The organism is Streptomyces sp. NPDC050732 (genome assembly GCF_040654255.1).
Taxonomy (GTDB): domain Bacteria; phylum Actinomycetota; class Actinomycetes; order Streptomycetales; family Streptomycetaceae; genus Streptomyces.
Genome location: NZ_JBFAHP010000003.1, coordinates 39252 through 52794, shown reverse-complemented (window position 1 = coordinate 52794; position 13543 = coordinate 39252). Strand labels below are relative to the sequence as shown.

The 13543-nt window shown below is 66.6% G+C and carries 5 protein-coding genes; 2 read left to right on the top strand and 3 right to left on the bottom strand.

The features are described 5' to 3' along the window. The first annotated feature begins 97 nt into the window (after positions 1 to 97). Entirely contained in the window at positions 98 to 2425 is a 2328-nt protein-coding gene (locus tag AB0H82_RS03675; RefSeq protein ID WP_362988381.1) for a CRISPR-associated endonuclease Cas3'', read from the top strand. A 3937-nt stretch (positions 2426 to 6362) separates the two neighbouring features. Further along, positions 6363 to 7703 (top strand): hypothetical protein, encoded by a 1341-nt coding sequence (locus AB0H82_RS03670; protein ID WP_362988379.1) that lies wholly within the window; start codon positions 6363 to 6365, stop codon positions 7701 to 7703. A 152-nt stretch (positions 7704 to 7855) separates the two neighbouring features. Here AB0H82_RS03670 and AB0H82_RS03665 read toward each other — a convergent pair whose 3' ends face one another. From AB0H82_RS03665 to AB0H82_RS03655, 3 genes are read right to left on the bottom strand one after another with little or no spacing between them, the layout of a single operon-like run. Further along, positions 7856 to 10585 carry a TerD family protein gene (locus tag AB0H82_RS03665; RefSeq protein ID WP_362988377.1) on the bottom strand — a complete coding sequence of 910 codons (2730 nt, stop codon included), beginning with the start codon at positions 10583 to 10585 and terminating at the stop codon, positions 7856 to 7858. Continuing rightward, the gene (locus AB0H82_RS03660) at positions 10575 to 12644 is read right to left on the bottom strand and encodes a DEAD/DEAH box helicase family protein (protein ID WP_362988375.1); all 2070 of its coding nucleotides are present in this window, start codon (positions 12642 to 12644) and stop codon (positions 10575 to 10577) included. Before AB0H82_RS03660 ends, AB0H82_RS03665 begins: the two co-directional genes overlap by 11 nt. After that, complete coding sequence (locus tag AB0H82_RS03655; protein WP_362988373.1) at positions 12641 to 13237, bottom strand: hypothetical protein; 597 nt, start codon at positions 13235 to 13237, stop codon at positions 12641 to 12643. The genes AB0H82_RS03660 and AB0H82_RS03655 overlap by 4 nt, the downstream gene beginning before the upstream one ends. Between the last annotated feature and the right edge of the window lie 306 nt (positions 13238 to 13543).

The following is a 13543-nucleotide window of genomic DNA, read 5'->3' as shown; positions in this document are numbered from 1 at the left end:
TCCCTACGTCGCGCGACCCCGAGGTCTGCACTGTGCGCTTCGAGGGGTATACGGCGATCCGGTCGGATCTCAGCGTATAACTGATGGAAAGTCAAATATGCTTGTTAGTAGTAGAGTTGATGTGTTAGCTGACTCAATACCGACCCACGAGGGCAGGCTCGTGGCCCACTCACCGGGCCATCAAGGGACATGGCACTCGTACGAAGACCACGCCTGCGGGACGGGCGAGCTGGCTCGTCAGTTCGCCGAGCCATGGGGAGGCGGGGACCTTGCTTACCGGCTCGGACGCGACCACGACACGGGCAAAGGAGCCTGCGCTTGGCAGGAGGGGTTGATCGAGGAAGTCACCACCGGTCGCAAGGTCAGACGGCCCTCGCACAACGGCGCCGGGACGCTCTTGTTCGGCCGGGCGGCCGAGCAGGTCCCCGTTCTGCTGCCCTGTGCCAGTGTGATCGAGGGACACCACACCGGCCTGTCCGCGTGGTCGGAAGTCCGGCTCCGACTGAAAGCCCTGATGGCTGACTCCAGTGAGGTAGACGAAGCCATCCATCGTGTCGCCGCGGTCATGCCGGAAATCCTGGACGGCTCATGCCCGGCCGCCCCGGACTGGCTCGACCCACGCGACAAGGTCGCTGTGGAAATGCTGGTCCGCATGACCTACTCGGCCGTGGTTGATGCCGACCGGCTCGACACCACCGCCCACTTCAGGCCCGGCACACACATCAGGCCACACGTCGGGATGCATGGACTGTGGGAACGCTACGAAACTCGCCGGCAGGAGGCAATCGGCGAGCGCCAGCGCTCCAAGGGAACCTCCTGGCTGGACAAGCTCCGCGAGAACGTCTATCAGGAGGCTCTTGAGGCCGCCGCCGGCAATCCTGGCGTGTACCGGCTGCACCTTCCCACCGGCGCCGGAAAGACGTTCACTGGCGGAGGCTTCGCCCTCCGCCACGCTTCCCTGCACGGACTGCGGCGCGTCATCGTCGCAGTCCCGTTCATCTCGATCACGGAGCAGAACGCAGCGGAGTACCGAAGCCTCCTGGACCCGGAGCGAGGACCATCGGTGGTGTTGGAACACCACTCTGCCGAAAATGTCGAAGCACGGCAGTCCGCCGCCCCCTCGACGAACGTGCGCCACGGCAAGAAGCCTGGTCGGCCGAACCGGTGGGCGAAACTGGCGACCGAGAACTGGGACGCCCCCTTCATCGTCACCACCACCGTCCGTCTGATCGAAACGATCTTCGGAAACACCTCCTGGGCCGCTCGTCGGCTTCACCGACTCGCCAACTCTGTAATCGTCCTGGATGAGGTCCAGGCTCTTCCCGACGGGCTCCTGACGCCGATCCTCTCGGGCCTGCGGGAACTCGTGGAGCACTACGGTGTGACCCTCGTGCTGTCATCGGCCACCCAGCCGGAACTCGCCGCACTGAATCCCTGGCGCTCCGGCCTCCCACAGCGCAACGTCGTCGCCGACCCTGCGCCGCTCTTCGAACAATTGCGTCGGGTCAGGTACGAATGGCGGACCGGCCCGAACGTGACCCTCGCAAGCATCGCCGCCGAGGCGGCCGAGCACGATCAGGCCCTCGTCGTGGTCAACGGGACCAAGGACGCCAGCCGGATCCATCGCCTCTGGTGCACTACGAACCGCGACGAAGACCCAGGCATCTTGCACCTGTCGACCCGCATGACCGGCGGCCACCGCCGAGAAACCATCCAGGCGACGAAACAACGTCTGGAGAAGGGCCTGAAAACGCTCCTCGTGTCGACCTCTCTCATCGAAGCCGGCGTCAACCTCGACTTCCCCTGCGGATACCGCGCCAGATCAACACCGGAGTCCGAACAGCAGGCCGCCGGACGGATCAACCGCGAGGGCAAGCGCCCCGCGAAGGACAGTGTCATGACCGTCTTCGACCCTCAAGACGGCCTCAAACCGGAGATGGTCTACAATACGTGCGCCATCGCAGCAGCCTCCCGCCGCTTCGGCGACGGTCTGGCTGATCCCGACGATCTGGACGCCCTCCGCTCGTACTACCAGCACCGCTACCGCCTCCAGGCAGGACAACACTCCAAGGACCCAAACGGAGCCACCGGGGAAGTCATCGAGGCGCTGCGAGCGAAGCTGCAGTACCCGGAGGTCGCACACAGAATGCGGATGATCGCCAACGAGCACTCCGTGGCTGTAGTCGTCATCCGTCCCCACCTCGAAGTAGAAGCCCGACAGGCCGCCCAGAAGGCAATCGACCAGCTCCGCCGCGGCCTCCCAACGCCAGCGACCTACCGAGCCCTGCAGGAACACATGGCATCCATTCCCAAACGGGAACTGGAACTGGCGATCAACACCAGCTACGCCATCGCAATCGCCGGTGACCTGCACCAGTGGGTCGGCTCCTACCACTCCCAACGAGGCATCGAACCTCCCACATGACCATTCAGACCACCGAGTAGCCGCTCAACCAGTACGCTTGCGTTGCGACGCAGTGATCGTTTCTCATGCGGCCAAGGATCGCAACAGCTTCCGCTCGGGCTGGTACTTGGACGCCTCAGTCATGGCGGTGACCCGTCGGGAGGCCGAGGATCACAACGGCGTCAGCCGCCGGACCGCCGTCAGGCATGACGGTCGCTCTTCGGGGCGGTCGAGGATCGCAACCACTGCTTGTACGTGGCGACCTGCAGGGCGCACCCGGATGGCGGCCGCCCTTCAAGGCGGCCGAGGATCGCAACAAGGACCGAGTCGTCACAGGTGAGACGATCACCTCAATGGCGATCGCTCTTCGGTGCGGCCGAGGATCGCAACGACGGCCTCGACAAGGCCCTCACGGGGGTGAGCACCGAATGGCAGTCGCCTTTCGGGGCGGGCCGAGATCGCAGCCGTGGGAGCGGGCACGAAGTCGGCGTCATTCACGCAGATGGCGGTTGCCCTTAGGAGCGGCCGAGGATCGCAACAACCGATCGGTCGCCGACGAGGCGATCGAGGCGCAGCTTGGCGGTGGCCCTTCTGGGCAGCCCAGGATCGCAACACCGTGAAGCCGTGCTTGCGCCCGAGCTTCGTCAGATGACGGTCGCTCTTCGAGGCGGCCGAGGATCGCAACACGTTCAACGCGGGCTATCGGCTCGCCTTCGAGCACGGATGGCGGTCGCCCCTCGGGGCGGCCGAGGACCGAAACTACGTCCCCGACGGCGAGATCTCCGAACGCGGCGACGTATGGCGTCGTCCTTCGGGACGGCCGAGGATCGCAACGAGGCCAAGCTCGCGGCCGACACACAGGGCCTGCTTCTGTGGAGGTTGCCCTTCGGGGCGGTCGAAGATCGCAACCGCACAGGTCAGCCACCTGCACATGAGTCTCCAGCCAGATGGCGGTCACCCTTCGATGTGGCTGACGATCGCAACGTCCACCACTCCGGCGGGCGCACCTGCGTCGCTCGGATGGCAGTCGCCCTTCGGGGTGGCCGAGGATCACAACCGGTTCCAGTGATGAACAGGACCGGAGGGAGGTCGGATGACGGTTGTCCTTCAGGGCGGCCGAGGACCGCGACTGCTGTGGGTGCCGTAGATGCTGGCCAGCAGGCCAATGGCGGTCGTCCTTTGTAGCAGTCGAGGATCGCAACACCTCCAGCCCGAGCCAGTGAACGCAGACCCAGAGTGGCGGTCGCTCTTCGGGGCAACCGAGAATCGCAACTGGATCAGAAGGCCCTGAGGCACTTCACGGGTCACGGGTGGCGGTCGCCCTTCGGGACGACCGAGGATCGCAACATCGAGGACGTACTCGGAGAGTCGATCTGGATCCGTATGGTGGTCGTTCTTTGGGGCGGTCGAGGATCGCAACTACCGCAAGCTGCTGGCCGCCGCGCCCGAGGAGGCGGATGGCGGTCGCCCTTCGAGGCGGCCGAGGATCGCAACGGCACATTGATGGTCGCCTGCCCCGCCGGCCTCCTGCGGCGGTTACTCTTGGGGAGGACCAAGGATCGCAACTCCAGTAAGACGAGACGCGGTCGTATGACGCGAATAGCATGGCGGTCGCCTTTCGGGGCGGCCGGGAATCGCAACCTGAACCCGGCCTACTTCGGGAAGAAGGTGCGCCAATGGGCGAGCGCCCTTCGGGGCGGCCAAGGATCGCAACTGCTCCGAGACCCGCCAGGTCCCGGACCCGATCGTATGGCGGTCGCCTTTCGGGGGTGGCCGAGAATCGCAGCCACATCGTCGCCGGCCCCATCGTGGATAAGCTCAGCATGGCGGTCGACCCTCAGGGCAGCCAGGAACGCAACGTCCGCTACTCATGCAGAGGCGTGGTTCTCGCCATATGCCGGTTGCTCTTCGGAGCAACCGAGAGTCGCAACATCGAATACATCGCCCAAGTCGGCCGCGCGCTCTCCAATGCCGGTCGCCCTTTGGGGCGACCGAAGATCGCAACGGGCCTGGTCGATCCGAGGCGTTCGCGCGGATACGGCAGGGCGTTCGCCCTTTGGGGCGACCGAGAATCGCAACTCGTGCGAGGCCGGCGGCATGCTGACCGCAGGCTTCGATGGTGATCGTCCTTCGGGGCGGCCGAGGATCGCAACCTCTGAAGCGCGTCGGCGATAGTTCGGACCCGACAAATGACGGTCGCCCTTCTAGGCGGCTGAGGATCGCAACAGCGTGACGGCTGCCGTCGGCGACATCCCTATCCCGGATGGCGGTCGTCCTTCGGGACGACCGAGAATCGCGGCCCGGGCGTCTGCCAGAAAGCGCCGAACCACACCGACAATCTGGCGCCAATCCTGCGCGGCTGATGTCCGTACGGCCCCACCCCCCAAACTCCGCCTATCCATCCACCCCGCACACCCTCACCGGCCTTGACTTGAACCCTCGTGGGCGCGGCGGGCACCAAGATCCGGACCATTTCCGGACCAGTCGCGTCCAACAAGCCGTAGGCACCGCAGTTTTCGCTGGTCAGCGTGCGTGCGACGGCTGTACCACCAGCAGACGAAGAACGTTTTGGTTTCATACAGCCCGAAGAAACTTGGGTTCTTCTAGAGTCTCAAGTCGGTTGCCTGGAGGTGCCGATGCGCTCCAGGCAGCCCGACACGACAGCTACCCAATGCAATCCGTTGGTTTCTTCCAGTCGCTCTCTGGCGCCCAGTGAAGATCCACTCGGACCAGTCGCGGACCAATATATGCCGGAGGACGTTACCCCCCGCGAACCGCCCGCCCACAGGCGCAGCGACCCGTCCAATGCCCGGAGGCAGCACCCGAACCGCCGAGAGGGGACAGCAGAAGTGGCCGGGCGGAAGGCCGCCGCGAAGTCGGCCCGCCCCCCCCCAGCGTGAACAAGGCCGTTGTCAGTGCCACATGCGATCCTCCCTCGGAAGTGAACAATGCAGGGGGAGGCTGAGTGGCGACGGGACGTCCGCGGAAGGATCCGCGCGATCCGGTGTTGATCATGCGGGAAGCCGGGCTCGAACCGCTGGAGCCCTATCCAGGCAGTGATAAGCCCTGGCGTTGCCGCCATGAAGCGTGCGGGAGAGAAGTGACACCGCGGCTGGGCAACATCGCTTCGGGCAGACAGGGCGGCTGCCGCTACTGCTCAGGCACTGCGCCGGTTCCTCCAGAGGAAGCTGTGGCGTTGATGCGCTCGGCAGGCTTGGAACCGCTTGAGCCGTATCCCGGTGCGACACCGCCTTGGCGCTGCCAGCACGTGCCGTGCGGTCGCGAGGTCAAGCCTCGCTACTCGTACATCAAGCGCGGAGGGGGGCCGTGCCGATGGTGCGCGCCGAACGCTCCGGTCGATCCCGACCAGGCCGCTGCCCTCATGAGGTCGGCGGGTCTGGAGCCGTTGGAGCCCTATCCCGGCACCGACATCCCCTGGCGTTGCCGCTGCACAAACTGCAGCACCGTCGGGACGCCCACTCATGGGTCGGTCAAGCGCGGACAAGGGGGCTGCGGCCCGTGCGGGCGAAAGAATGCAGGGCAGGGCATCAGCCGGGCATGGTCACGTCGCCGCGAAATGCCGCGCACGGACGGCGACCAAGCCGCAGTCGAGGCCAAGGATTTCGGCCTAGAGCCGCTGGAGTCCTACCCAGGACCGAGCGGCCTATGGTGTTGCCGCCACCTCGCGTGCGGCCGTAGCGTCGAAATCAGGTTGAGCAACCTCAGACGCGGCCTTCGGCCCTGCCCGTACTGCCCTCCTTCCCCAGGTGGCCGACGCCGTTGGCCCGCGGACGAAGCCGAGGCCCTCATGCGTGCCGCTGGCCTGGAACCGCTCGAACCGTATGGCGGGCGTCGCGACAATGCGTGGCGGTGTCAATGCAACGGCTGTGGGCGTGAGACGTCACCGAGTCTGGGCGGCATTCTGGCGGGCCAGGGCGGCTGTCGGCACTGTGCCGACATGAGGACCGCAGCGGGCAGAAGGACCGACCCGGACATCGCGGTGACTGCCATGCGTGCCGCCGGGCTGGAGCCGCTGGAGCCCTATGCCACCTCGATGACTGCGTGGCGATGCCGCTGCACAACCTGCGGCAACGAGGTCTCCCCGACGCTCATGAAAATCCGTACCGGTGGCGGATGCAAGTTCTGCGCCACCCACGGCATCGATCTGGCACGACCATCGAAGGTCTACGTGATCACCCACCGCGAGTGGCAAGCCGTCAAGATCGGCATCGGTGCCTGCACCGGCTACACCTCGCGCCTCATCCAACACGAACGCCAAGGCTGGCAACTGCATCAGGCCCGTGAATACGCCACCGGCGCGGCTGCCTACGACGTCGAGCAGGCCGTGCTGGGCCGCCTGCGCCAGGCCGGACTCATTCCCTTCCTCACGAGCGACGTCATGCCGAACGGCTGGACCGAAACCTGCTCCGCGGCCCGCGTCACGGCGGCCGAGGTCTGGACCATGGTCGACGAGGAAACCCGGAACTCGGCGGACCCCTATGCGCCCCGAGTCGGTGACCGACCTCGTGCCGCAGTCCTCATCGACGCGGAGGCCGCAGCCGCAGAAATGCGGGCCTGCGGATACGAACCACTCGTTCCGTATCCCGGCCGCACCAACGCGACTTGGCCCTCGCGCTGCATGACCTGCGGGCACGAGGGACGTCCGACGTTCAACGCCATCCGCAACGCGGGCCAGCGCTGTCGCATCTGCCGGGCGAAAGAAACTCAGGCAAAACGCACCGCCACGAGTGCACCGAAGGCCGGCGAAACCATGCGCACGGCCGGACTCGAACCGCTGGAACCCTACCCAGGCAGCAGTACACCATGGCAGTGCCGCTGCACCACATGCGGTCGCGAAACCAGCCCCACCTACTCCAACGTCAACAGCGGTTCAAGGGGCTGCCGGTTCTGCGCCCTCAACTCGGCCACCGACGAGCGGGCGTCCGCGGAAATGCGAGCGGCCGGGTTCGAGCCGCTAGAGCCGTACCCCGGCCGCACGACGGACCATTGGCGCTGCCGCTGTTCCTGTGGAAACGAAGTGGCGACGCGCCTGCCCTCCATCCGGTCGGGCACCACCGGCTGCAAGAAGTGCCCCCGATCCGGCGGCCGAACCGATCCGGCGGCAGCCGCCGCAGAGGCGCGCTCCGCCGGGATCGAGCCGTTGGAGCCCTATCCAGGGAAGACCACCGACCGGTGGCGCTGCCGTTGCAGGTGCAGCACGGACATCACACTCACGCTGACCAGCATCAGAGGAGGCCGTGCCGCGTGCGGCACGTGTTCCCAAGACCCGACTCGGTAACCACCGGTCACAACGTGCCAAAGACAAGCGGCACACCCAGGCCGTCATAGCGCTTTCCCGCCGCCAGGGTCAACGCCTACTGGGCTCACCTGCGCGACAGACGATGCTGCGAGCTCACACCGCCAATGGCCCGAGCAGCTTGACAAACGGCACTAGGAATCGACGTTGATGCCGTAGTCCGCGGCCAAGCCCGCCAGCCCGGTCTCGTAGCCCTGGCCGACAGCACGCACCTTCCAGCCCGAACCATGCCGATAAACCTCCACAGCGATGGCGACGGTCTCGCCCGAAACGAAGGGAGGTGCCTCGAAGGACAATCTTTCACCGGAGGGTTGGGTGATGTCCGCGCGCCATGTGGAGTGCTGGTCGAAGACGGCCATGGGCTGGGATTCGAGGTCGATGCTGGCGATGACCGCCACCATGTGGATGTCGTCGGGAATCTCGGGCAGCTCCGCGGTGATGGTGTCACCGTCGGTGCGGACTCCGTCGTGGTGGGGATGGTTGTAGAAGACGAGGTCCTGGTCGCTGCGGACCTTGCCGTGGCGGGTGAGGAGGACGGCGGAGACATCGACGGGCGTACCGGTGGCGGTGACGCGCACCATGACCCGCTCGGATGCGAGATGCGCATTCGCGCCCTTGCCTAGCACGTTCCTGGCGTCGTGCTGTGGCTCTGGGGCAGCCTTGACCGCATCCGCGTCGGATGCCTCTGCGGGTCGGCTGGTACCGGTCAGCGCGGCGAGAGTGTCCTGGAAGAGGGGCCAGCCTTGGGCTTCTTCACCAGGCCAGGGCCAGCCCAGGCGGTGAGCGCCGAACTGTTTAGGTGTAGGCGGATGTCCGAGGGCCTCGTAGAGCTGCAGATAGCGCAGGCTTTCCCCGGCCAGGCGGCTGAGCTGCCACTGCCGTTGGGCTTCTTCAGGCTGGTTCATGCGGAGGTCGTTGTCGACGGCAGTGCCGCCGAGCGCGGTGTAGACCCGCTGGGCGAAGACGTGGCCGTCATTCGGCAGTAGACGAGCCGGACGCTGTTGCTGGGCGGCAGCAGGCTCGCCGATCGCGGTGTACAGGGCGCTGAGGTCACCGCCGGTCCATTGGTTGGCCGCGCTGGTGGCGAACTGGGCGAACTGGATCAAGGTTGGCGGCTTGCCCTTCGCGGCCACGAACCGGTGATGGGCACGGGCAACGTCTTCCAACGCGACGCGCCACCGCCCCTGCAGGTAGGCGTCGAGATACTGCTCCGTCCACGCACGGCGATGGCGGGTGACGATGTCACGCACCCGCTCGAAGCCTTCGCGGCGGCTGCCGCCGCTGTGACTCATCGTCAGGGTGAAGGAACCGATCTCGGTGTCCACCGGTAGCTCCCTGCGCTCCCGGACGATCTCCTCCTCCGGCCCCAAGTGCCGCTCAGCAATGCGCAGTTCCTTGAAGAGATCCGGCGAGACAGGACAGTCAGCGGCATGCAGCGCGGTAAGGGGGCGACTGTAGTAGTCGTCCACACCGGACAGAGGAGCGCGGGAGTAGGGTCCTTCGCACACAAACCAGGCGGTCAGCGCGACACCGTGCCAGAACTCCAAGGCGGGGCCGAGCGTTTGGGCCATCACCTGGTGGGGCCGGGGATTGCTGACGACGCTGCGGGGGTGGCGCTGTAGCGTCACCGACTGCCACAGGCGGTCCACCTGCTCGTTGACGGAGTCGGGCAGTACCTGCCGGTACAGCTGCTGGGTGATGCCGTGGTCGTCCTGCCAGGCGAAGGACATGAGCTCATTGTCGACGAGTCCCCATAGCGGCCGCATGCCGGGGCTTTGGACAGCATGGGCGTGGTCGAAGGCTGTCCACCAGTCGCGCAGGGCTGCAGCGCGTTCTTCGACGGGGGAAAGGGAAGTCGGGCCACCGAGGAAGGCCGCGAGCATGGCATGGATTTCGTCCTCCGGGATGCCCGCCTCGGCGGCCATGCCAGCTGCCTGGGCGGACATCCCCACGTACAAGCGCGGCTCGGGCAGCGCGGTGATGACTTCCTCATCCGGGTGCGGTGGCGCCTGCAGGTAGTCCAGTACTGTCAGCCAGCTGCCGGCGAAGTAGCCGGAGACCACTGGCTGCAGCGCCCGGGTCAGGACCCGCCTGGCCAGGGCAGTACCAGCCTTGGCCTTCTTACCAAAGCCGGCCATCAGGGCCTGCGTCTGCTGGATACGGTGACGGGTGACTAGCTGTAGAGGATCAGTGGCGGAGAGGGTGTCCAGGAGCCGGAGCCGGGCGCGTTGCTGGCCGCGTCGGTCCAGGCGGTGCCAGCCACCGCCGAAGCGGAACTCGTCGAGCGCATCCTGGCCCAGGCCGAGCAGACGGTAGCGTTCCTCGATACCGCACCACTGTTGCTGTTGGTCTTCGACGGTCCCGGTCGGTCCCGTTGCCCGCACCCGGACCGGCTCCAGCAACGTCTCGAACAACGGCACCAGCAGCGCCCACAGCAGTACCGTGTCCGCGCCCCCTGCCACGCTGACCCGGGCGGTGTCATCGGTGGCCAACGTCACCGCGTGGGCGGCGCGTTCGCGCAGCAGATGGGGCAGGTTGACTGCTCCTGCCTTCACGGAGAGCTTCTGCGGCAGGTACCACGCACCGCGTTGCTGTTGCTCCCGCACTCCGAACTTCTCAGCACACCAGGCCTTCTCCGATGCGCTGAGCCCAAGCACTTCAACGCTGTCCGCAGCCTGTGGTCCTTGGCCTCTGATCACCGAGGCCACTCGCTGGCCTCTCAGTGCAGCGGCCAGCAGCCGGGCCGTGAGCGCGTCGAGCTCGGCGAAGCGCTGGTGCTGCCCGGCAGCCGCCTCCAAGGCAAGCCCCTCGTCGGGGCATGCGCCGGTGACAGGCTGCCACCAGCGCGGCTCGTCACTGGCCACCGGTCAGCCTCCGCATGTACTCGACGAACTGTTCAAACGGCATCGGCGTCGCCGTGTTTTGTGCGTAGACGGCGTAGCGCTGGGCCATCAGCTGCATCTCCCGCTCCGCCCGCCGAGCTTCCACCCGGCCCAGATCGTGCACCACCCGCTGTTCGACACGCCCCTGCTCGTACAGCACGAACGCCTCAACCCCGCCCGGGACTGCGCCGTCAGGGGCCGCGTCTCCCGTGCCGTCACCGTCCTGTACCGGTTCGAGGGTGGTGGGGTCGATCAGAGGGACGTCGAGCAACACTGCTGGATCCATGTCGTTGTCCGCGCACATGGCCTCCAGATGGTCCTCCAGGCCGAGTTCGGCATGGCAGACCACGTCCAGGTACTGCTGATCGACAGCCAGGCCGGAATGCCTCAGTACGCGCACACCACGCCCGATGAACTGGTAGAACTCGCCGAAGCTGCCATAGGGGCGCACTGGCACCACGACGGTGATGGGCGGGAAGTCGTAGCCCTGGCCGAGCATCCGCAGCTGCACGATGCCTTGCAGGTCTCCCGCGTCGGACTCGAAACGCCGCCGGGTGGCTTTGATCGTCGAGGCGGACATGCTGTGGTGCAGCGTGCCGCAGGGGATGCCGTGCTCTTCGGCGATCCGGGCGATCTGCCGCGCATGGGCCTCGCCCATTGCCGCGAACAGCGCCCGGGGTTTGACCGGGGCCAGCAACTTGGCCTGGGCATCCAGACAAGCCCGCGTAACGGTCATCACGTGCCGGATCGACGCCTCGGACTGCGCTGTGATGCGAGGCATCTTCCGCTCGTCTCCCAGGGCGGCCAGCAAGGCATCACGGCCCACGATCTGTTCGCGGCGCCCGTCGGGCCACACCGCCTCGTAGACCGTCGTCGCCACTTCCGGGGCGAACCGGTGCACACGCAGATTCTTCGCCGAGCCGTCCGCGACGGAGTCCACCAGCCGGTAGCGGTAGACGACATCGGCGTCGATGGGTTTACCGTCCAGGCGCTGGAAGCACGCTGACATAAGCAGGGTGCGTGCTCCCTCAAAGTGAGCGAACAGCCGCTGGTAGGAGGCACTGGCCGCGATGTGTGCCTCGTCAACGACGATGAAGTCGACATCCTCGGGCTCCAGCTTGGCCAGGAGGTCCCCGTCCTTGTCGCCGGTGCCCAGCGCGTGGAAGTTCGTGACCAGCACATCCGCGGCCAGCAGCCGCTGCCGGCTCACCCGGCTGATCTGCCCGTCGTCCCTGTCCAGGACCAGCGTGGCCGGCGGGCGGGCGCCCGGCAGCAGCGGACCGCCCGTCAGCCCGTACAGAACATTGCCCGGCATACCCGGATCGAGTGCCTTCGCGAACGTGCCGCGGATGACCGAGCCCGGAGTCACCACCAGCGCCCGCCGCCTGCTGAAGGACAACGCGGCCGCTACTCCCAGCGCGGTCTTGCCGGCCCCGACCGCCATCACCGTGGCCGCATGCCCTCCTCCGGACGCGTAGTAGTTGGACAGCGCGGCCAGAGCCTCGTCCTGGCACGCCCGCAACGGCTCCCGGGCCACCGAAGCGCGGGCACCGGCGAAGTAGGACCCATCGGCCGGCGGCTGAACGCCCAGAGGCGGATCGGCCGCTCGCAAGGCATCCCCCGCCATCTCCGGGACCACGATGCGTGGTTCGGCGACCACCAGCGGTGCGAGCGCCGCATCCTGGCGCAGCATCGCCTGTAGCTGGGCAACGCAGCGCGCGGTATCCAGGCGCACCGCGTCATAGGAAAACCGCAGCACCGTCAGCCCCGTAGCGGCGAGGTCGTTCTGCCGTAGACGGTCGTAGGTGAAGGCGCCCCGGTCGCTGTGAAAGGTGACCCCGTCCAACTCGACGGCCAGTTGCAGCGACTCGCCTGAGATCAGGTAGTCCAGCCGGTAGGTGCGTTCATTGACCGTCACCGGATGCTGGCTGCGCACGTGCGCCACGATGCCCCGCTCCGCAGCCGGAGTGAGCACCCAGCGCAGGAACGCCTCTTCCAGATAAGAGGCCGAAGGGATCAGCTGGTGCAGTCCCGTGCTCATGCAGCCCCGCCAACCGCAGCCTCCTGCAGCAACGCACCGACCTTCTCCGACAGCCGGGCCACCGCGTCCTCGCCTTGTCCGAAACGGGCCAACCGCTGTGCCACGCTGAGAGCTTCTTCGAGAGCTCCTTCGCGTTCCAGCAGCGAAACGAGCCGCGACACCGACGTCGCATGCACGAACGACTCCGGGACGGGACCGGTGTCGAAGGACACCGCCTGCGGGGCTGCCTCCATCAACTCCAGGTCCAGCAGCGCGAACACCTCAAACAACTCAAGCCCTTCAGGATAGGAGCGCCGGCCGCTCCACAAACGGTCGACCGCCCCCTGCAGGACGAAGTGGTAGTCCATCGCCCCACCGGGAAGCTCCAGCGCCTCCCAGACCTGGGTGACCAGGTCCGCTCCGCCGGCCTCTATGGGCACATGCCGACTGGCCGGCGTTGCCGACGTAGTGCCCTCAGTAGTCGGCCACATGGGTGATCCGTACGACACCTCCGGACGGACTCGCGCCTCGGGCAGCGCCTCGCGAACGACACCAGGGCTACCGGGGAAATGCATGCCAGGAACCGCCGCCATCCGCTCGTACCACGTCGCCACGTGCCTCGCTCTTCCCGCTTCCGCTGCGTCAGCCGTCAGGTAATTGCCATACCACTGCTGGGCATCCCCCGGATGGCACGTCTCCCGTGCCCCGCCAAGGTAGTGCCGCCTTGCGAACCATATGGCCGCCAGCCGAAGCAAGTGGCGATATCAACGATCGGCTCGCGTTCTGCTCGTTCCATTCCGACCTGGTCCTTGCCCTGACTGGTCCACGGTGTTGGGGGGAGCCTGGTCGGCCGAAGGCGCCATCGTCCGCCGGTTGATGATGTACGCGAGGGCGAAGTAGCTTTCGCGTCAACTAACGGC

Coding starts and splice junctions, on each gene's coding strand:
- AB0H82_RS03675 (WP_362988381.1), top strand. CDS start 98: ATGCTTGTTAGTAGTAGAGTTGATGTGTTAGCTGACTCAATACCGACC.
- AB0H82_RS03670 (WP_362988379.1), top strand. CDS start 6,363: ATGAGGACCGCAGCGGGCAGAAGGACCGACCCGGACATCGCGGTGACT.
- AB0H82_RS03660 (WP_362988375.1), bottom strand. CDS start 12,644: ATGAGCACGGGACTGCACCAGCTGATCCCTTCGGCCTCTTATCTGGAA.